Origin of the sequence: uncultured Thiodictyon sp. (assembly GCA_903837595.1) — a bacterium.
Lineage (GTDB): Bacteria > Pseudomonadota > Gammaproteobacteria > Chromatiales > Chromatiaceae > Thiodictyon.
The window spans coordinates 14037-32811 of the sequence record CAILVI010000360.1 but is presented as its reverse complement, the minus strand read 5'-3'; the positions used below and the strand labels follow the sequence as shown (position 1 = coordinate 32811).

The window sequence follows — 18775 nt, the reverse complement described above, 5'->3', positions numbered from 1 at the left end:
CTGTTCGGCCTGGACTGGACCGTGACGCTCTATGATCTGACCAACACCTTCTTCGAGGGTGTGGCGGCCGCCAACCCTAAAGCCCGGCGCGGACATTCCAAGGAGAAGCGCAGCGACTGCCCGCTGGTGACCCTGGGGTTGGTGCTCGATGGCAGCGGCTTTGTGCGCTCCGGGTGGCCGGAACCGGCGAGGCGCTGGTGTAGATCGGGCCGGAGCGCCCAGTAGGTGCCGCGTCCGGTTCCGCCGCGCTCCAGATAGCCCAGGCCGGTCTCCAAGTCGTTGAGCAACTCGCGGGCCTCGGGGTCGGTGCGTTGGCACAGGAGGGCCGCAGCGGCAGTGTCCAACTCGGGATGCCCGAGCAGATGATGGAGCACCAGCAAGTGCTCCACGCTCAGGACGCGACCGGCCTTGCCCTCGTCCGTGACGAAGAGCCGGAAGGGGGCGGAGATGGGCTGCTTGCGGAACCGCACCAGCACGGATTCGCCTTGCTCGGCCAGGGTGGGCGGGGCCTTGCCCTCCATCAGCATGGACTGAAACATGCGGCGCACCCCCAGGTTCATGCGGTTAACCAGACGCAGACGCACCAGGGCGTTGACCAGCAAGGGGTTCCGCGGGACCGGGCGGTGACGCAGGATGTTTTCCGGCGAGACGCCGCCGATGAATCCGCCGGGGTGTGTAGTCCGTCACGATGATACCCCGTCAAGTCAGACTACGGCGATTACACCGGCCATCATAGGGTGTCCTGGGTAAGGTCCTGTGCCACCTGTTGTCCTGACCGGGTCAGACGGTATTGCTGTCTGGGACTCTTCGGCGTGTCCGGATGTGTCTGTTCCAGCCAACCAGCGGCGAGCGCCGGCTGCAGATAGTCGTAGAGAAAGGTTGGGCGATGGGATAACCTTAGAAGCACCATCAATGACTTGGCCGAGTAGCAGCCGTCCCCCATCGACGCCAGTAGTCGCCGAACTTGTTCGGTGGCTTGTGCGGTCACTTGTTCGGTCGGGTGGGCCCCCAGGGCCTCACGGATCACACCCAACATGAAGACGATAAAAGGAGTCGATGCGCCCTCGCGGGTACTGTCAGCCAGCGCCCGATAATAGTCGTCCTGATGGGTATGGACGATGCTCTCGACCGGCAGATCGGCAAAAAGCGGTTTCCAGCGGCTCAGGATCAGGCTTTGCCATAGCCGACCCATGCGCCCGTTGCCGTCGTCAAAGGGGTGGATGAATTCAAATTCGTAATGGAAGACACAGCTGGCGATCAGGGGGTGGACCTCGCAACCGTGCAGCCAGCTGAAGAGACTCTCCATCAAGCCGCGGACGCGGCTGGCTGGTGGCGCCATGTGGACCACCGTGCTACCCGACATGACCCCGACACCACCGCCGCGATAAGCGCCAGGCCGATCCACCAGGCCGGCCATCAGCAGGGCATGGGCGGCGAGCAGGTCATCCTCCAAGTCCGGGTTCCAGGTCGCGAACCGGTCGTAGGCCAGCAGCGCGTTGCGCACCTCCTGGATCTCGCGGGGTGGGGCAATCACCCGCTTCCCCTCCAGGATGGCGGTGATCTGCTGCTCGCTCAAGGTATTGCCTTCAATCGCCAACGAACCCTGAATGGTCCGTATGCGATTGATACGCCGCAGCCGCAGGGCGGCGGCGGAATCCGCAGCCTGGGCATAATGGCCGACCCGCTCGGCGATGTCGGCGATGAGCGTGACGATGGCGGGGGTGATCGCGAAGGGTGGTGAGTAGGGGGCGACCATGGGCTTCGCCTCAATCCCGCGTTGCGCAACGATTTGATTCTATCTCGCCGACGCGTCGCAGCGCCGTCTCGATCACCTGCGCCGAGATTCGGAAGTCGGAGCCGTGCAGACGTGCAAAGACCGCCCGCGCCGAGCCGATCAGCCCTCGCGTCTTGGCCATCCCGATGATCGCCGCGGTGCCGGCCACGGCCAGGCCATGCTCCATGGCGACCGCACGGCCCGCGCGCTCGTCCATCAACACCAGGCTGGGTCCGGGGTGGGCCAGGGCGACACGAATGCAGGCGGCCTCTCCCTCATCGAGGTCGGGGAGCACCACGGCGCTGGGGGTTGCATCGGTCTGCTTCAGACAGCCCGCAGCCTCGGCTGCGAGGATCGCCGTCTCGTCGCGCAAGCCGCGGTTCGGCAGCACTTCCCGGCGGACCGTCGGGGGCATCCAGACCACACCGAACAGTTCGCCCAGCCACGGCAGTCCGTCGATGCGCGCCAGCCCAATCAGCGGGCTTGCGTCGGTCAGGACGAGGCGAGCCATGACTCCAGGGTATCCAGGTCTCGCTCGGCCTCGTCCGCGTTCAGATTCACCACGGCAATCCCCAGACGTGAGAGGTGGGCCACGAACTCGCCCAGCGCCATCTCCGCCAACCGGGCGGCGCGCGCCAGCGACAGGTTGCCGTCACGGAACAGCGCTGTGGCCAGCGCTGGTCTGACGCCCTTCGCGTCCAACACGCCGGCCAGTTCGACCCCGACCATCAGCGCATCGGGCTTGTCCCGGTTCATGACGACAACCAGGTCCCGGTGCGACTTGCGCAGGGCCTCGCTGGGGTTGTTCTTGAGTCCGCTGACGTTGACGGTCTCCATGCCTAGCTCCCATGGGAATATCTGATGGGAATAATCTTAGCAGAGGTACCCGCCGCTTCACACTGGGGAACGCCGCAACGCGAGGTCCTATTGGAGACGGTGGCGATGAGGTTGAGCAAGATGTGTGCGCGAGGGTAGGGCACACTCAGGCCCTCTGGGATGGTGGGCGGGGCCTGGATGGCGTGACGAAAACGTGACGCCGCCAGGTCACGTGCCGCTCCCGCGTGTCCTTTTGAGCAAATGAGGGGTTTCCCTAGCTAGGGATTTCCCTTAGTATCCCGCCATCCGCAAACGACCGACCGACTTCCCACCCCCGTTACCCGGGTAGGAGGGAGCAGGACGGCCCACATAAACGGCTGGCTATGATGAAAAAAACCCTGATCACGTCCGCGCTGGCGGCATACACACTCGGCGTCGGAGTCGAGGCTCGCGCAAGTTTACTTCAGGAACAGTCAGGCGCCTCCCAGGCGGGTAAGGCATCCTACTATGCCGATAGTTTCAACGGGCGCCGGACCGCCAGCGGTGCCCGTTATGACCGCAACGCCCTCAGCGCTGCACATCGCACCCTTCCCCTCGGGACCCAGGTGCGGGTCACTGATGTTGGCTCCGGCGACAGTGTGGTGGTGCAGATCAACGACCGAGGTCCCTTCGCCCGGGGTCGCGTCATTGATCTGTCGCGCGCCGCGGCCTCCGAGATCGGACTCACCCGCAAGGGCGTGGCCGAGGTCCGTCTGGATGTCCTGAACAGGTCCCAGTCCCAGTCCCTGACCCTGGCCGACCTGTTCTAACGGCTGAGCTTCTCGTCTGGCGCTCATTTGCCGACGCGGTGATCTGCTCGGCCCGGGGGCCTTGATCGTTTCCTGCCGAACATTCTTCGCGGCCTGGGGGCCGCTCCCACCCGCGTAGGAGCGGCCCCCAGGCCGCGAGGGGTAGCCGCAACCGCCGGCATAACCGCAGTGATGGCCAAGGCCGGCCTGGACTAGGCCGGCCCGGCGGCGTTCATGGAATGCCCAGCAGCTTGTGTGTCTGTAGCCTCAGCCGCCAGCGCGGATGCGCCTGGCAGTAGGCGATGGCCTGCGCGGTGTTGGCGCGCAGCTTGGGGCCGTCCATCGGTTGGAGGAAGAAGTGCCGAAAGGCGAGCGCGGTGAAGCGCTCCGGCAGTGCCTCCGGCTGCGGGTAGACGAGCTTGAGCTCATCGCCGGCCAGGAGCCGCAACGGCGCCGCCGCCTTGGGGCTGACGCAGACCCAGTCGATGCCGGGCGGGGCCGGCTGCGTGCCGTTGGTCTCCACCGCGATCTCGAAGCCACGCTCATGCAGGGCCGCGATGAGTGGCGGGTCCAATTGCAGCAGCGGTTCACCGCCGGTGCAGACCACATAGGGCGTCCCGCCGGGCTCTGCGTCCGCGGGCCAGGCGGCCTGGATGCGGTCGGCGAGTGCGGCGGCGTCCGGGAAGTGCCCGCCCCCGGGGCCGTCGGTCCCGCGAAAATCGGTATCGCAGAAGGTGCAGACCGCCGCTGCCCGGTCCTGCTGCCGGCCAGACCACAGGTTGCAGCCCGCAAACCGACAGAACACGGCCGCGCGCCCGGTGTGCGCGCCCTCGCCCTGCAGGGTATAGAAGACCTCTTTGACGCTATAGCTCATGCGGGCAGGGCCGGTCCCAACTCGCCCCAGCACAGGCTCGCCCCGCAGCCGGGGGTCTCGTGCAGGTCGATGCGGTCGAGCGCGGGCAGCGCGGTGCCGATCCGCTCGCGCATCCAGCGGGCGAGACTCCCCGGATCGCCGTCGCGCAGACCCGGCAGCTCGTCGAGTCGGTGGTGGTCGAGCCGTTCGTAGACCGGTTTGAAAAGGGCCTTGACGTCGCCGTAGTCCAGGGTCCAGCCGAGCACCTCATCGAGCGGCGCGGTGAGGTGCAGGCGCAGCAGATAGCTGTGACCGTGCAGGCGCCGTCGCGGGTCGTCCGCCGGGGCGGCGGCGAGGCGCAAGGCGCCCTCGAAGCGTTGTTCCTTCCAGATGCGGTAGTGGGCGCCATCATAGTGACAGCCGGCGGTCGCGGTCTCGTAGACACTGACCCAGGAGAGTGCCGGCAGGGCGGGCTTGAGTCGTTGCCAGATCCAACGTGCCAGCCGTTCGCTGGTGGGATTGTCCAGGTCCGCGATGTCGTTTAAGCAACTGTAGTGGAGCTGCGCCTGGAGCGGTGCCCAGACGGCGCCCAGGTCGTCGAAGTCCAGGCCCATGTCCTGGCCCGCCAGGTCCTGATTGGCGTGCAGGATCACCTCGAAGCCATGGCCATGCATCCGCCCGCATTGGTGGCCCGCGGGGACGCGCGGCAGCTGGTGGGCGGCCTCGAAGCGGAAGCGCCGCCACAGATGGCAGTGGTCCGCGCCGTCCAGGTCCGCCCCCTGGTCGCGGGTGCTCTGCACGCCCACCGTCCTGATCCCGGGCACGGGCAGGTGCGCGCGGACCCAGCGGGCGAGGTTCTCGTCGGTCGGGACCGGCAGTTGCTCGTTCAGATCCCGGTAATCCAGTGCAGCGACACAGGTGCTAAGCGCCTCGGTCAGTGCGCCGGTTTCGCCGTCCGGGAAGGGCGCCCAGCCCGCCGGCAACGCGGCCCGCACCCGGGCGAGGAAGCTGTGTCCGTGCAGACGCCGGGCGCGGTGTCCGGCGGGGAGGATGGCGACCCGGCGCGCGGCCTCGAAGGGCGCGGCGGCGACGTGGATGAGCTGTGTGTCCATCTCAGGCGTTCCCAAAGCGGGCCGCCAGCGGGTCCGCCACGCCGGCCTCGGCGAAGCCCTTGGCCCGCAGTTGGCAGGAGTCGCACTGGCCGCAGGGGCGCCCGTCCGGTCCCGGGTCATAGCAACTGCTGGTGAGCCCGTAGTCCACGCCAAGCGCTAGGCCCCGCTGGATAATCTGCGCCTTGCTGAGCGCGATCAGCGGGGTGTGAATCTTGAGGCGCTGGCGGCCCTCGACCCCGGCCGCGGTGGCCAAGTTGGCCATCTGCTCGTAGGCCGCGATGTATTCGGGCCGGCAGTCGGGATAGCCCGAATAGTCGAGCGCATTGACCCCGATGAAGAGGTCGCTGGACCCCAGGACCTCCGCCCAGGCTAGCGCGAAGGACAGGAACACCGTGTTGCGCGCCGGGACATAGGTGATGGGGATGCCCGCGCCCATGGCCGCCGGGTCGCGCCCCTTGGGCACGGCGATGTCCGCGGTGAGTGCCGAGCCGCCGAAGCGGTGCAGATCGATGTCGGCGATGACGTGTTCGGCCACCCCGAGCGCCTTTGCGACCCGTTGGGCGGACTCAAGCTCCACCAGGTGGCGCTGGCCGTAGCGGAAGGAGAGGGCATAGGGCATGAAACCCTCGGCCTTGGCGATGGCCAGCACGGTGGTGGAGTCCAAGCCGCCACTCAAGAGGATGACTGCATTTTTCATGGGGCGATTTCGAGCTCGCTGGAGCAGGTCGGGGATGCTGGCTGCGGATGGTCACATCCCGGCGGGGTGGACTAGAAGCCGGCCGGGGTGCGTGTTCTTGTCGAGCCCAAGGCTGGAGCCTTGGCAGGAGCGACCGGTTGGCCGCCGCGCGGAACTGGGGGTGTCAAGGTAGATGTTGCCTGTGTCCGAAAGGGTTTGCGCTTGAGTCGCCAGCCGCGCTGAGCTGGACTGCGCCCGAGCCAAGGCTTGCCAGGGGAATGCGACACGCAGTATAGCTATAGGACATGGGATTGTGTCATATGGGTCCGGTCTGGCCCCGAGGAATGGTTCCGCGGGCCAGGATTTTCACGTTTGAGACTGAGCAACACGGGAGAGCGCCATGACGCTATGTGTCCAAGTCGATCCACTGCTGGAGTCCCGCCTCGCCGCGGAGGCGCGCCGTCTCGGTGTCAGTCCGTCGGATTTCGTCAACGAGGTTCTGGAACGGGCGCTCGGCATGAAGAGCCCTGCCGAGATCTATCGTCAGGTGTGCAGTTTTACGCCGATGGGCGATCCCAGCGCCTCCGAGAACGTGGCGGACAAGGTCAAAGCGAGACTCCGTGAAAACTATCCTGGTTGATGCCGGTCCACTGATCGCGCTGTTTGCTGCCGACGACCGACATCATGCACGCTATCGCGACCTGATCCTGGAGTCCGAAATGCGCGGCCAGCGCTTCGTCACCACCTGGCCGTGCATCGTCGAGGCGTCTTACCTCCTCGCCACCATCCAGCGGCTGGAGATGCTGGCCTTCGTCGAAGCGGGAGGCGTGCAGGTCTTCCCGTTCGATATCGGTCACTTGGGAGCCATGCGCGGTTGGATGCGGCGCTATAGTGAGCCGGGCAAACGGGAGATGGACTTGGCTGATGCCTCCTTGTATTGGCTGGCGACCCAGACGGGCATCACAGAGATCATGACTGTCGACCGCAACGATTTTTCTCGCTATCGGCTGCCGGATGGAACGGCATTCCTGATTATCTGATTCCGTCTCCGGGGCCGCCCAGATGGCATGGCTGCTGACGCGCGTCTACCTGCGGCGATAGACGGTCGCGGGCAAACGAAGTTCCTCGCTGGTGGCGTCGTTATGGCAAGAATATTGTGTCCCGATGAAAGGTGAGAAAGCCTTTTTCCTCGTCATGAAGTTGCTTCCGCAGGCTTGCCGGTAGATCCAGCAAGTTACGCGTCGTTTGACTGACCTGTGTCGAAATCAGCATCGTGCCGTTGTCTTGAAACGATACGAGCCCCCGATCGCACAGCGCGTCCACGTTTGCCGAAAGCAGGAGGCCGTTGTGCGGATTCAGCCGATCCGTATTGTTTGACGACCTCCATGGCTTCATGTGCGATGCGCGCAGCACCTGAGGTTGGTCGCAGCCTGTCACCGCGCACGCGGCATCCCAACGTTCCATTAGTCGAGTCCGGAAATCGCCCTGGCCGAGACGGGCGTCAATAAGCGCCTGCTTGGTAGTTGCACGCATGCCTTGCGTCGCTTTGATATCTGCTATATCGGGGCTTGCGTCCTCGAACGACACGTCTATCTCATCGCGGATACGCAGCCAAGCGGCGGTTCTTGCCTCAATTGGGACTGACGCCATGATGCGGTTCGCGGCATTGGGGGCGATCTCGGTGTAGCTGCCGAACATAGTCAGAAGCTTTTGTTTTCCCGTGATTTTTATCGAGTCAAGCGTGATCGGTGTATCCGGCCAGAAAAACAAGTCTTCTGGGCACTTCCAATTTGGCGTCCAAAGCACGTCATGGTTCCAGAATCGTTCAAATGCTCTACGGTTGTTCTGGTGGAGTCTCCTAACAATTGGCAAATCCCACGCTTCGGTCCATTTCGGTTTTATGCCGTGACGCTCGACGAGATCCTCCCGCTCTTGCTGGTGCGTTTCAGGCGATAAGCATGTTGCTTTCCCAGCGATTCCGACCAGCTGTTGCAAACGATCATGCGAGGCATACATGAACAGAAACACCTCTCCTTCGATGTCGTCAACCGGTGTGTTACCTAGCCCCTCGACATAGAAAGCTCGGAAGCTTCTTCCCTGATCGGCAAATCTCATGAAGTCTGCATTATTCCACTCCTCGTGACCGAACCCATACGCTGCGGGATAGCCGCTATTCGCTTTTACACCCGATGGTCTCTGGTAATTTTCGGTATTCCAAAAAACGGGTTTGAGATAGTAGCGGGCCATTAGCCGATGCTCCGAAGTGAAGGTTTGCGTTTCATTTCGAGTGGAAGTAATGCGGGAGGATGATGGCGGATTTCACGATCCGCTGCTCATGCACCCGTGCCTCACACCAACCGCCGCTCTGCCGCCGGCTCCAGCAGTGCCGCATGGGCCTCGCGGATCATCCGCTCGGTGGTCGGCCAGTCGATGCAGCCATCGGTGATGGAGCAGCCGTAACGCAGTTGCGTGTGGTCGGCCGGGATCGGTTGTTTGCCGGATTCGATGAAGCTTTCCACCATCATGCCGACGATCGAGCGATTGCCGACGCGGATCTGGTTGACGCAATCGAGCATCACCAGCGGCTGGAGTTCCGGGCGCTTGAAGCTGTTGGCGTGTGAACAGTCGATGACGATATTGGCGGGCAGGCCGGCCTTGGTCAGGGCCTCCTCGGCCATGGCGACGCTCACGGTGTCGTAGTTGGGGCGGTCGCCACCGCGCAGGACCAGGTGGCCGTAGCGGTTGCCGCGGGTGCGCACGATGCTGGTCTTACCCAGCGCATTGATGCCCAGGAAACTGTGCGGCTGGGCGGCCGAGAGCATGGCGTTGATCGCCGCATCCACCGAGCCGTCCGTGGTGTTCTTGAAACCCACCGGGGTCGAGAGTCCGGAGGACATCTCGCGGTGGGTCTGGGATTCAGCGGTGCGCGCACCGATCGCCGTCCAGGAGATGAGGTCGCCCAGGTATTGGGGAGCGATCGGGTCGAGTGCCTCGGTCGCGGTGGGCAGTCCCAACTCGGTCACGTCCAATAGGAACTGTCGCGCTTTTTCCATTCCCTCGGCGATGCAGAAGGTGTCGTCCAGGTGTGGGTCGTTGATGTAGCCCTTCCACCCGGTGGTCGTGCGGGGCTTTTCGAAATAGACCCGCATCACCAGCAGCAGGCGGTCGGCGACCGCATCGGCCAGCCCCTTGAGCCGGTGCGCATAGTCGAGACCGGCGACCGGGTCGTGGATCGAACAGGGGCCGACGATGACAAAGCGGCGGGGGTCGCGCCGATCCAGGATCGCCTCCAGACTGGTCCGGCCCGACAGTACCGTTGCCGCGGCCCGTTCGGAGAGGGGGACGGCGCGGTGCACCTCCCGTGGCGAGGGCATCGGGTCGAACCCCGCGATGTTGAGATTTTCTGTGCGTTGCAAGACGTGTTACCTATGACTCAGGCGCATTTGGCGGCGAAGCGCGCGACGCATTGCTCCAGCCGATTGGCTGGCGTCTTCTGTATCTTCGCCAGCAATTGGCAGGACACCGCAGCGAGCCCAAATCGCCGCATCAGTTCCTGCTCCAGATGCAGCGCCAGATGTGCAGTCATCTCGGCGTCGGCCTGGGCGCGGTGATACGCTCCGGTGACGGGCAGCTTGGCAAACTCCACCAGGGTGCCGAGCTTATGGTTGGGTGCCTGCGGCAGGACGCGCCGGGCCACCAGCATCGAGCAGATAAATCCTTGCCGCCGGGCGCGCCCGATGCGCGTCAGCTCCGCGTCCCAAAACTTGCTGTCGAACGAGGCGTTATGCGCCACCAGCGGATAGTCGCCGACAAAGTCGGCGACCTCGGCCATGACCTGCCCGGCCGGTGGCGCCTTGCGGATCATGGCGTTGGTAATGCCCGTGAAGTCGGTAATGAACGCGGGAATGGAGACCCCCGCATTCATGAGACTCTGGTACTGACCGACGATCTGCCCGTCGCGTACCAGGACGGCGGCAATCTCGGTGGCGCGATCGCCGCAATCCGGCGACAGGCCGGTGGTCTCGAAATCGATGACTGCGATGGTTTCCAACGAAGCGGCCCTAAACCGTCGCCGGCCCCAGCAGCAGTGAATGCCCGGTCATCTGCTTAGGAATGGGCAACCCCATCAGTTGCAGCACCGTCGGCGCGATGGCGTCCAGTCCGCCGCCGGTGGAGAGCCGCCATTGGGTCTCGTCGGCCACCAGGCAGGGCACCGGGTAGACGGTGTGCTGGGTGTGGGGCTCGCCGCTCGCCGGGTCGATCATCTCATCGCAGTTGCCGTGGTCGGCGGTGAGGATGATGGAGTATCCGTGCTCGCGTGCCGCGTCCATCACCCGCCCGGCCTCACGGTCGAGGGTGCGCACGGCCTCGATCACGGCCTCGCGTACGGCGGTATGACCGACCATGTCGCCATTGGCGAAGTTGACCACGATGAAGGGGAAGGCGCCGCCCTCGATGGCCGCGATGGTGGCGTCGGCGACGCCGCGGGCGCTCATCTCCGGTTGCAGGTCATAGGTAGCGACCTTGGGCGAGGGGATCAGCGCGCGCTCTTCCAATGGGAAGGGTTCGCCGCGCCCGCCATTGAAGAAGAAGGTGACGTGGGCGAACTTTTCGGTCTCGGCACAGTGGAACTGGGGGATACCGGCCGCGTCCAGGACCTGGCCCAGGGTGATGCGCGGGATGTCGTGGTCGAAGGCGAAGGGCAGGCCGTAGGTGTCGTCGTATTCCATGATGCAGGTCACCTTCACCCCGGTGACGCCGTGGCGGCGGAACGGCTTGAAGTCCGGCTGGAAGAAGGCCTCCACCATCTGGCGCGGGCGGTCCTTGCGGAAGTTGAAGTGGATGACCTGGTCGCCGTCCTGGATCAGTTCGGCGCCGTCGATGATGGTGGGGCGGATGAATTCGTCGTCCTCGCCGGCCGCGTAGGCGGCATCGATGGCGGCGCGGGCATCGGCGGCGTGCCGACCGGCACCCTCCACCAGGCCGCGCCAGGCGATCTCGGTGCGTTCCCAGCGCTGGTCGCGGTCCATGGCGTAATAGCGTCCGGTGACGGTGGCGATGCGCCCGTTGGCCGCGGCCAGCGCCTCTTCCACCGGGGGCAGGAAGCCCTTGGCGGAGCGCGGTGGGGTGTCGCGGCCGTCGGTGAACACATGGACCATGGGCCGCGCGCCCTCGCGTCGGCACAACTCGATCAGCGCGACCAGCTGGGTCACATGGCTGTGGACGCCGCCGTCCGAGACCAGGCCCATCAGGTGGACCGGCCGGCCCGCGGCCGCCGCGGCGCGGGCGGCGGCGGTCAGGACCGGATTTTCAAAGAAGCTGCCGTCGGCGATGGCCGCGTCGATCAGGACCAGGTCCTGCTTGACCACACCGCCTGAGCCCAGGCTCATGTGACCCACCTCGGAGTTGCCCATCTGACCGTCCGGCAGGCCCACCGCCAGGCCCGAGGCCTGGAGCGCGCAGTGCGGGAAGTGCGCAAAATAGTCATCGAGCCGGGGGGTGTCGGCGATGGCAATGGCGTTGTTGGCCTTGCTCGGGTTGAGCCCGAAGCCGTCTAGGATGATCAGGATGACCGGTCGGCGCGGGGCCTGGGTGGTGGGGGTGTTCATCGTTTCGCTCCTCAAGGGTGGCGCCGCCGGTGACGGCCGGTGTCCGGGGCAGGGCGGCACGGTTCGCGGACCGGCCGTACTGGGCAAGGGGCCTAGTTTAGTGGCTCAAGGTCGCCGTGTGCCGCAAAGTTTCTACACCCCCGGCCGGCTGACCGACGGCTGGTCGGGAGCGCGGGAAATTTGGGCGCTTCTGCCGTACCATGCCCGCAGCCGGATGGCGGTGGGGGAGGGTGCCACCGCCACGGCGGTGGGACGCCGGTGAGGCGGGCATCGCTGCGGCGACGCTGGTTCAATCAGCGTCTCATTCAAGAACCGGCTGCGTCCTCACGCGGGGGTGCGGCGGCATTTGGGTCGCGGCCTTGGGCATGTCTGCTTCGGGGGCGCCATCGATCAAGCAGCGGGCGGCGGTGCCGCACGTGTTCGCACCACGGGTATTGGAGGAGAGACATGAAGAAGAGTGATCGAATCATTGCCTTTGTCATGGCCGGCGGCCAGGGGGCGCGGCTGCAACCACTGACTGCGGCGCGCTCCAAACCCTCGGTGCCCTTCGGTTCCCGTTACCGCATCGTCGATTTCGTGCTCAGTAACTTGGTCAATTCGCAGATCCAGACCATCTATCTGCTGGTTCAGTACAAGTCGCAGTCCTTGATCGAGCATGTACGCAAGGCCTGGACGATTTCGCCGTTGCTCCAGAATCAATATGTGACCGTGGTGCCGCCGCAGATGCGCACCGGCGATCACTGGTTCGAGGGCACCGCGGATGCGATCCACCAGAACATCAACCTGATCGAGGAGCATCGCCCCGACCTGGTGGTGATCTTCGGCGCCGACCACATCTATCGCATGGACATCCGTCAGATGGTCGATTTCCACCAGGAGCGCAACGCGGATGTGACCATCGCCGCCCTGCCGGTGCCGCTCAAAGACGCTGAGGGCTTCGGGGTGATCGCGACCGAGGCGGATGGGCGCATCCACGCCTTTGAGGAAAAGCCGGCCCACCCCACGCCGCTGGCCTCGGACCCCACCCAGGCCTTTGCCTCCATGGGCAACTATGTCTTCAACACCGAGGTGCTGCTCAAGGCCCTACGCGAGACCAAGGAGGCCGGCGAGACCGACTTTGGCCAGCACGTGCTGCCGCGCCTGTTGCGCACCCATCGGCTGTTCGCCTATGACTTTGCGACCAACGAGATCCCCCGGATACAGCCCTACGAGGACCGATTCTATTGGCGTGATCTGGGGACGATCGACGCCTATTTTGCGGCCCATAAGGATGTGTTGGGGCTCGAGCCGGTCTTCGATATGTTCAACCCTGAGTGGCCGATCTACTCCAGCAATTATCAGGGGCCGGTCGCGCGCATCCAGGGAGGCGAGATCAACAACAGCTTGCTCGGGGCGGCCACCGTGGTCCATAAGGGGGCGCGTGTCACCGACTCCATCATCCGTCGCGAGACGGTGATCGAAGAGGACGTGGTGTTGGAGAACTGTATCGTCATGGACTATGTGCGGGTGTCGCGCGGGACGCACCTGCGTAACGTGATCGTGGATCGGCACAACTTTATCGAGCCCGGTGAGGTAATCGGCTACGACGCCGAGCAGGATGCCAAGCGGTTCACCGTCACCGCCGGCGGCGTCACCGTGCTCCCCGCCGGCCGGGTGGGCTATTTCGCCCGGGATGTGGAGGGCTCGCGGCGCGGGGGGTACGGCGAGTAAGTGCGTCGGGGCCCCGTAGGAGCGGCCCCTGGCCGCGACGGGTTGCCGCAGGGGCGATGTCGGACGGGCGGATCACGCCCGTCCGGTCATTCCCCGACCTGTCGGGACCACTCGCTGCACAGCTTGCGGAACGACCGACTGCGTGCTCGGGCCTGCTCCAAGTTCATCCGCGCTGAAAAGGCTGGCTGATCGGTGATCTCTCGATACCGGCCCCCGATCATTCGCCGGCCGATCTGACCCTTGGCGTCGCGCGGAGTCTCGGGAGCGACCGCATCGGCCGGATCGAAGCGGAATCCGCGCTGACCATCCAAGGATTGCGCGGCGGCAAGAAACCAGGCTTCATACTCGCGATTTGCCAGTACCACTGAGATAGACTTGTGGGGCAACACCAGCTGGGCACGGGTCAAGATCTCGGGACCGCGGGTTGCAGGGCAGTCGTCGTCCGCATCCAACAGGATCAGGACCCAGCCGGTCCCACCGCACTTGGCGGCGGCCAGCTTGAGATGTCGTGAGAATTCGGGCTCCTTGTTCAGAAATTGATCCCGGCGCACCCGAATCGGCGTGGCGATCTCCGTATAAACATGGGGTGTCAGCCATTCGCCAAGCCGGCGCAAGAGGACGGGTAGCGCGGGGACCTCTCCGTCGCCTTCGACGATGGATGACAGGGTCTGCATGGCGTCGATGCTATTCGACTCTGCGTGACGGGTGGATGCGCACAGGCATATTCGGGGGTGGGAGTGCCTCGAACAAATCGGCGGGCCGGGACCCTGGGCCTGGGATCGCCTCTCGATCCGGACCCAGTTGATTGAGCCGCATGAGTTCACCCGTGGTGAAAAGGTGTTCTTCGAGCATCTGACGCGACGCTGCATCGATCGGCGCAATCCGGGACTCGCCGCCTTCAGAGACGACCGCAAGCAGTGCGGCGGGTGTTAGCCCAGCGTCATCGAGCAGGTCCGGACTATGGCTGGTGACCACCACCTGGGTCTTTTCGGCAGCACGTTGCAGGGCCTCGCGCAAGGCGGCGAAGGCGGCCGGGTGGAGCGCCGTCTCGGGCTCTTCGATCCCGACCAGCCTGAGCGAATCATCGCTGACGCCCTGAAACAAGGCAACGAGTGCACCGAAGACCCGTAGGGTCCCGTCTGACATGCCCTGGGCGGGAAAGCGCCAGGGAGATTCTGAACCCGCTACGTCTTGGCGAAACTCCAGGGTCTCCATGGGACCGAACGACTTGTGCTCCACGCCTTGTACCATGGGAACCACGGCATGCAGGTATTCGCTGACCAATGCGAGCGTGTCCGGCGCCGCTCGCACCAAGTGCCTAACTACGCTGGCGATATTCTCGCCGGCCGGCTTGAGGAGACGGCCTTCCTGAGGTTTCTGAAGCTCGCGCATGAGCTTCGGGTCCAGGTTATAGAAGCCCATGGCCGTCAGCGCATCGAAGACGGGTCGGAAGGCGGGGAGCCCCGACGCGGCAACCAGTGCGAGCCGGTCCGACGTGATTGCGGGAAAGGACTCCTCACTGGTCGTCAGCAGGTGGCCGCGTTGAAGCTTGAACGCCAGCCCAGTGCGCCCCCGACCGATGACGCAATGTTCGTCTTGGACCTCGTAACCGCCATCCTTGAGGGCGCCGACCATGAAGGCATAGAAGCCGCAGCGCCTGTCCGGTAGTCGGAATTCCAGCCGAATCCCGAAATTGGTCGGACGCCCGCTCGACCGCCGCCGTACCTCGCTGAGCCCGCCACGCTGGTTCAATGCATGGTCCAGCGAACCATTCAGTGCATCCGCCACCAGATGGAGGGCGTCAATGAAATTGCTCTTACCGGACCCGTTCGGCCCGAGCAGATAGGTCAATGGGCCGAGCCGCACGTCGCAGGCCGCGATGCTCTTGTAATTGCGCAGCACCACCCGGGTGAGGAACACGGACGACGGCATGGATATCCGGCCCCCAGCTACTTACGCCTGACGTACGCCTTGAGTCGCGCCCGGTGCTTGATCTGCCGCTCGGTCAGGTTGTTCTTCAGGCCCTTGTAGGGGTTGGTGCCGCTCTTGAACTCGATGCGCAGCGGCGTACCGAACAGCGCCAGTTCCTTGCGGAAGCGGTTGATGAGATAGCGCCGGTAGGTGTCCGGGACGTTCTCGGTCTGGTTGCCGTGGATGATGATGAGCGGCGGGTTGCGCCCGCCCTGGTGGGCATAGCGCAGCTTGATCCGCCGGCCGTGGACCAGGGGCGGCTGGTGCTCCTGCACCGCGGACTCCAGCAGGCGGGTCATCTCGGGGGTGGAGATGTCGCGCATGGCGTTGGCGTAGGCCTTGTCGACCTCGTCCAACAGCAGCCCCACGCCGCTGCCGTGCAGGGCGGAGATGCGATGCTGGGCGGCGAAATCGAGAAAGCCGAGCTTGCGCTCGATCTGGGTATGCACCTGGGCGCGGGCCTCCGTATCCAGCCCGTCCCATTTGTTGATGGCCACCACCAGCGCGCGCCCGCTGTCGACGATATGGCCGGCCAGGTTCGCGTCCTGTTCGCCGATGCCCTCATGGGCATCCAGCACCATAATGATGACGTTGCACGCCTCGATGGCCTGGAGCGTCTTGATGATGCTGAACTTCTCGATCACCTCCGTGACCTTGCCGCGGCGCCGCACGCCGGCGGTGTCAATCAGCGTATAGCGGCGTCCGCGGTATTCGACCGGGATGAAGATGCTGTCGCGGGTGGTGCCGGGCAGGTCGCAGGTGACCAGACGCTCTTCGCCCAACAGCCGGTTGATCAGGGTGGACTTGCCGGCATTGGGCCGGCCGACCACGGCCACCTTGATGCCCTCATCCGCCCCGGTGGGTTCCTCAATGACATCGGGGTCGGGGACGTTCTGCGCGGCGCGGAATTCCAATTCCTCCAGCAGGCCTTCCATGAGGGTCTTCACCCCGCGCCCCTGACTGGCGGAGATGGGGATGGGATCGCCGAGCCCGAGTGCATGGAACTCGGCGGCGACCAGTTCGCGCTCGGCGTGATCGGCCTTGTTGACGACCAGGCTCAAGGGTTTGCCGAGCCGGCGCAGGCGCTCGGCGATCTCGTGGTCGCCGGCGGTGAGGCCGTCCTTCGCGTCGACCAGGAAGATGATCTGGTCGGCCTCTTCAATGGCGGCCTGGACCTGACGCTGCATCAGGGCCGCGACCCCGTCCACGTCGAAGCTGATGCCGCCGGTGTCCACCACCACATAGGGGCGGGGGCCGACGCGGCCTACGCCGTACTGGCGGTCGCGGGTGAGTCCGGGGAAGTTGGCAACCAGGGCGTCCCGCGTCTGTGTGAGGCGGTTGAACAGGGTGGATTTGCCGACATTCGGACGGCCCACCAGGGTGATGACGGGCAGCATGTCGGAGGTGCCTCTAGTGTGTGTTACGGGCTGGGTTGGGGGGCGTCACCGGGGTCTTGCCGGGGTCGCAGTTTGGGGTGTCGGCCCGGGCACCGGTCGTGGTGTCGCGGGCATGTCCGGCGTGCTCTTAGTGACCTGCGTCGGTTGGTTGGTCAGGTCGGCGGCCACCGCGGCTTGAGCGCCGCCGCGAGCGCCGCCGGCGGGCGCCGTGCCGGTGGCGAGCGCGGCCAGGGTGCCGTCGGTCGCGTAGACATAGAGCCGCCCGCCAGCCACCACCGGGGGAGTGGTGATGGCGCGCTTGGTGATCCGGGTGCGACCGACCAGGCGGCCATCGGTCTGGGCGATCAGGTGCAGCCAGCCCTCCAGGTCACCCAGCGCGATGAGGTTGCCGGTGAGGGTCGGGGCGGTGAGCTGGCGGTAGCGCAGCCGCTCTTGCTTCCAGCGCCCGGCGCCGCTCGCCGGGTCCGCCCCCCAGACCAAGTCCTGCGAATCGGTGATGAACAGGTTGGCGTCGGTGGCGGCGAGCCCGGCGTGGGAGGACAGGCTGCGGCGCCACAGGACGGTGCCGCCCTCCAGGTCGACCGCCGCCAGGTCACCGTTGTAGGTACCGACCAGGACCACACGCCCGATCACGACCGGGTCGGCGTCGATATCGGTAATACGGGCCAGTTCCGAGCGTCCGCTGGGTGGGGTGATGATCACCTCCCAGAGCGGCGCGCCGTCGGCGGTGTCGAGCTTGACCAGTTTGCCGCCGGCGAGCCCGACGATGACGCCCTTGGGGACGATGACCGGGGTGCTGCTGCCGCGCAGCGTCAGGATCGGCGCTGGGTAAGTGGCCCGCCAGAGTTCCGTGCCCTTGGCCTCGTCGAGTCCAAAGACGGTGTCGTCCAGGGTATGGACGACGACTTTGCCGTCGCCGGTGCTACGCGGTACCGAGAGGACCTCGCCGTTGACCAGGGTGCGCCATTGCTCCTTGCCGTCGGCGGTGGACAGCGCGATCACCAGCCCGTTGCTGGTCCCCAGGATCAGGTGATTGCCGCTCAACTCCGGGCCAGCGCTGAGCGGCAGTTTGGTGGTCTGCTCCCACAGGACGTGCCCGGTGTCCGCATTCGCGGCGACCACCTTGCCGCGGGCGTCGGCGACATAGACGCGCCCGCCGCCGATCGCCGGGACCAGGTCGAGGCGCCGCTCCTCACTGCCCTTGGTCAGGCGCGCCGACCACAGGGTGGTGGCGGTGACCTCGGGGGCGATGGTCGCCAACTTGGTCGGTGGGGTCGGGTCTTTTTCACCGCCCAACCAGGGGATGTAGCTGCATCCGGCCAGGGTGGCGGCGATCAGGAGCGCGGCCCAGGCACGCAGCGAGCGGTGGTCTGGCCGGGGGGCTTGACGTGGATGCCGAGTGAACATGGTGTGGGGCGGCCTCAACCGGGCGCGGGCAAATTATCGAGCTTGAGCCGGATCAGTTGGGGGAGGCCGGTCCCGGCGGTGATGGCCTTCTCATAGGCGGCGCGGGCGCCGGCCGTATCCCCGCGGGCGGCGGCGAGATCGCCGCGCACGGCGGCGAAGTCGCCCGCGAATGCCGCACTGTGGTCATGGGTGGCCAGGGTGGCGGCGGTGGCGTCGAGTTGGCCCTCGGCGAGTTGGATGCGCGCGAGCCGCAGGGCTGCCAGGGTCTGGAGGGCCGGGTCCGGGGCCTTGGCCACGACCTGCTGGAGGGCGGCCATGGCAGCGGCGGTATCGCCACTGTCGTAGAGTACCTTGGCGGCCACCAAGTCGCCAAAGGCCGGGTAGGGGGTGCTGGCATACCCCTGGCGCAGGAGTTGTGCCTGCGTCGTGGTGGATTTCACGTCGCCGGCGGCGGCACTGGCCAGTAGTTGCTCAAAGGCCGCAGACGCCTCACCGCTCACGCTGTTGCGGTGGTCGGTCCAGGTGCGCCAGCCGAACACCACCGCGAGGCCGAGCGCTACCCCGGCCACCACGGACGTGCCGTTTTCCTTCCACCATTTCTTGATGGACTCGACCTTCTCGTCGTCGGTTTCGTATTCGCTCACGCTCAATTTCCTTTAAGG

General features: G+C 65.5%; 19 protein-coding genes and 2 pseudogenes. 5 read left to right on the top strand and 16 right to left on the bottom strand.

Annotation, left to right across the window (positions count from 1 at the left end):
• Positions 1-168: pseudogene (locus tag QZY44_RS35895) on the top strand (transposase); the annotation flags it as partial.
• Between the two features lie 305 nt (positions 169-473).
• Here QZY44_RS35895 and QZY44_RS35890 read toward each other — a convergent pair.
• The 4 genes and pseudogenes from QZY44_RS35890 to QZY44_RS20780 all read right to left on the bottom strand — a co-directional run.
• Positions 474-662, bottom strand: a pseudogene (locus QZY44_RS35890) (ATP-binding protein); the annotation flags it as partial.
• A gap of 68 nt (positions 663-730) precedes the next feature.
• Positions 731-1756, bottom strand: coding sequence for a Fic family protein (locus QZY44_RS20790; protein WP_295451230.1), 1026 nt, complete (start codon positions 1754-1756; stop codon positions 731-733).
• Positions 1757-1766: 10 nt separating this feature from the next.
• The gene (locus QZY44_RS20785) at positions 1767-2285 is read right to left on the bottom strand and encodes a DUF3368 domain-containing protein (protein ID WP_295451226.1); all 519 of its coding nucleotides are present in this window, start codon (positions 2283-2285) and stop codon (positions 1767-1769) included.
• Positions 2267-2611 (bottom strand): UPF0175 family protein, encoded by a 345-nt coding sequence (locus QZY44_RS20780; protein ID WP_295451223.1) that lies wholly within the window; start codon positions 2609-2611, stop codon positions 2267-2269. Before QZY44_RS20780 ends, QZY44_RS20785 begins: the two co-directional genes overlap by 19 nt.
• Positions 2612-2976: 365 nt before the next feature.
• Between QZY44_RS20780 and QZY44_RS20775 the strand changes: the two genes are divergently transcribed.
• Entirely contained in the window at positions 2977-3399 is a 423-nt protein-coding gene (locus QZY44_RS20775; protein WP_295451220.1) for a septal ring lytic transglycosylase RlpA family protein, read from the top strand.
• 211 nt (positions 3400-3610) lie between these two features.
• On the opposite strand, the gene queE is transcribed toward QZY44_RS20775, so the two are convergent.
• Genes queE through queC form a run of 3 tightly spaced genes read right to left on the bottom strand, consistent with a single transcriptional unit; the run spans position 3611 to position 6040 of the window.
• Positions 3611-4252, bottom strand: coding sequence for a 7-carboxy-7-deazaguanine synthase (queE, locus tag QZY44_RS20770; protein WP_295451217.1), 642 nt, complete (start codon positions 4250-4252; stop codon positions 3611-3613).
• The gene (locus tag QZY44_RS20765) at positions 4249-5343 is read right to left on the bottom strand and encodes a 6-carboxytetrahydropterin synthase (protein WP_295451214.1); all 1095 of its coding nucleotides are present in this window, start codon (positions 5341-5343) and stop codon (positions 4249-4251) included. Before QZY44_RS20765 ends, queE begins: the two co-directional genes overlap by 4 nt.
• Before the next feature lies 1 nt (position 5344).
• Positions 5345-6040: a 7-cyano-7-deazaguanine synthase QueC gene (gene queC / locus QZY44_RS20760; RefSeq protein WP_295451211.1), complete on the bottom strand. Its 696-nt coding sequence runs from the start codon at positions 6038-6040 to the stop codon at positions 5345-5347.
• Between the two features lie 379 nt (positions 6041-6419).
• Here queC and QZY44_RS20755 point away from each other — a divergent pair, with 379 nt between their 5' ends.
• Both QZY44_RS20755 and QZY44_RS20750 read left to right on the top strand, forming a co-directional pair.
• Positions 6420-6659 carry a hypothetical protein gene (locus QZY44_RS20755; RefSeq protein ID WP_295451201.1) on the top strand — a complete coding sequence of 80 codons (240 nt, stop codon included), beginning with the start codon at positions 6420-6422 and terminating at the stop codon, positions 6657-6659.
• Entirely contained in the window at positions 6640-7059 is a 420-nt protein-coding gene (locus QZY44_RS20750; protein ID WP_295451199.1) for a PIN domain-containing protein, read from the top strand. The genes QZY44_RS20755 and QZY44_RS20750 overlap by 20 nt, the downstream gene beginning before the upstream one ends.
• A gap of 100 nt (positions 7060-7159) precedes the next feature.
• Here QZY44_RS20750 and QZY44_RS20745 read toward each other — a convergent pair whose 3' ends face one another.
• The 4 genes from QZY44_RS20745 to gpmI all read right to left on the bottom strand — a co-directional run bounded on the left by QZY44_RS20745 (position 7160) and on the right by gpmI (position 11628).
• Entirely contained in the window at positions 7160-8266 is a 1107-nt protein-coding gene (locus QZY44_RS20745) for an HNH endonuclease (protein WP_295451197.1), read from the bottom strand.
• Positions 8267-8367: 101 nt separating this feature from the next.
• A complete protein-coding gene (locus tag QZY44_RS20740; RefSeq protein WP_295451195.1) occupies positions 8368-9435 on the bottom strand; it encodes a 3-deoxy-7-phosphoheptulonate synthase in 1068 nt (355 codons plus the stop codon).
• A gap of 17 nt (positions 9436-9452) precedes the next feature.
• The gene (locus tag QZY44_RS20735; RefSeq protein WP_295451193.1) at positions 9453-10070 is read right to left on the bottom strand and encodes a 3'-5' exonuclease; all 618 of its coding nucleotides are present in this window, start codon (positions 10068-10070) and stop codon (positions 9453-9455) included.
• A 10-nt stretch (positions 10071-10080) separates the two neighbouring features.
• Positions 10081-11628: a 2,3-bisphosphoglycerate-independent phosphoglycerate mutase gene (gpmI, locus tag QZY44_RS20730; protein ID WP_295451190.1), complete on the bottom strand. Its 1548-nt coding sequence runs from the start codon at positions 11626-11628 to the stop codon at positions 10081-10083.
• Between the two features lie 447 nt (positions 11629-12075).
• Here gpmI and QZY44_RS20725 point away from each other — a divergent pair, with 447 nt between their 5' ends.
• Entirely contained in the window at positions 12076-13338 is a 1263-nt protein-coding gene (locus QZY44_RS20725) for a glucose-1-phosphate adenylyltransferase (protein ID WP_295451188.1), read from the top strand.
• A gap of 86 nt (positions 13339-13424) precedes the next feature.
• Here QZY44_RS20725 and QZY44_RS20720 read toward each other — a convergent pair whose 3' ends face one another.
• From QZY44_RS20720 to QZY44_RS20700, 5 genes are read right to left on the bottom strand one after another with little or no spacing between them, the layout of a single operon-like run.
• On the bottom strand, positions 13425-14012 hold the full coding sequence (locus QZY44_RS20720) for a DUF4276 family protein (protein ID WP_295451186.1): 588 nt from the start codon (positions 14010-14012) through the stop codon (positions 13425-13427).
• Between the two features lie 10 nt (positions 14013-14022).
• On the bottom strand, positions 14023-15270 hold the full coding sequence (locus QZY44_RS20715; RefSeq protein WP_295451183.1) for an AAA family ATPase: 1248 nt from the start codon (positions 15268-15270) through the stop codon (positions 14023-14025).
• Between the two features lie 17 nt (positions 15271-15287).
• Entirely contained in the window at positions 15288-16706 is a 1419-nt protein-coding gene (gene der, locus QZY44_RS20710; protein ID WP_295451181.1) for a ribosome biogenesis GTPase Der, read from the bottom strand.
• Positions 16707-16751: 45 nt separating this feature from the next.
• On the bottom strand, positions 16752-18113 hold the full coding sequence (bamB, locus tag QZY44_RS20705; RefSeq protein WP_295451178.1) for an outer membrane protein assembly factor BamB: 1362 nt from the start codon (positions 18111-18113) through the stop codon (positions 16752-16754).
• A 14-nt stretch (positions 18114-18127) separates the two neighbouring features.
• Positions 18128-18757 carry a tetratricopeptide repeat protein gene (locus QZY44_RS20700; RefSeq protein ID WP_295451176.1) on the bottom strand — a complete coding sequence of 210 codons (630 nt, stop codon included), beginning with the start codon at positions 18755-18757 and terminating at the stop codon, positions 18128-18130.
• Positions 18758-18775 lie beyond the last annotated feature (18 nt).

Bases quoted from the DNA above. Each gene is read 5' to 3' on its own strand.
- QZY44_RS20790 (WP_295451230.1), bottom strand. From the start codon at position 1,756: ATGGTCGCCCCCTACTCACCACCCTTCGCGATCACCCCCGCCATCGTC.
- QZY44_RS20785 (WP_295451226.1), bottom strand. From the start codon at position 2,285: ATGGCTCGCCTCGTCCTGACCGACGCAAGCCCGCTGATTGGGCTGGCG.
- QZY44_RS20780 (WP_295451223.1), bottom strand. From the start codon at position 2,611: ATGGAGACCGTCAACGTCAGCGGACTCAAGAACAACCCCAGCGAGGCC.
- QZY44_RS20775 (WP_295451220.1), top strand. From the start codon at position 2,977: ATGAAAAAAACCCTGATCACGTCCGCGCTGGCGGCATACACACTCGGC.
- queE (WP_295451217.1), bottom strand. From the start codon at position 4,252: ATGAGCTATAGCGTCAAAGAGGTCTTCTATACCCTGCAGGGCGAGGGC.
- QZY44_RS20765 (WP_295451214.1), bottom strand. From the start codon at position 5,343: ATGGACACACAGCTCATCCACGTCGCCGCCGCGCCCTTCGAGGCCGCG.
- queC (WP_295451211.1), bottom strand. From the start codon at position 6,040: ATGAAAAATGCAGTCATCCTCTTGAGTGGCGGCTTGGACTCCACCACC.
- QZY44_RS20755 (WP_295451201.1), top strand. From the start codon at position 6,420: ATGACGCTATGTGTCCAAGTCGATCCACTGCTGGAGTCCCGCCTCGCC.
- QZY44_RS20745 (WP_295451197.1), bottom strand. From the start codon at position 8,266: ATGGCCCGCTACTATCTCAAACCCGTTTTTTGGAATACCGAAAATTAC.
- gpmI (WP_295451190.1), bottom strand. From the start codon at position 11,628: ATGAACACCCCCACCACCCAGGCCCCGCGCCGACCGGTCATCCTGATC.
- QZY44_RS20725 (WP_295451188.1), top strand. From the start codon at position 12,076: ATGAAGAAGAGTGATCGAATCATTGCCTTTGTCATGGCCGGCGGCCAG.
- QZY44_RS20720 (WP_295451186.1), bottom strand. From the start codon at position 14,012: ATGCAGACCCTGTCATCCATCGTCGAAGGCGACGGAGAGGTCCCCGCG.
- QZY44_RS20715 (WP_295451183.1), bottom strand. From the start codon at position 15,270: ATGCCGTCGTCCGTGTTCCTCACCCGGGTGGTGCTGCGCAATTACAAG.
- der (WP_295451181.1), bottom strand. From the start codon at position 16,706: ATGCTGCCCGTCATCACCCTGGTGGGCCGTCCGAATGTCGGCAAATCC.
- bamB (WP_295451178.1), bottom strand. From the start codon at position 18,113: ATGTTCACTCGGCATCCACGTCAAGCCCCCCGGCCAGACCACCGCTCG.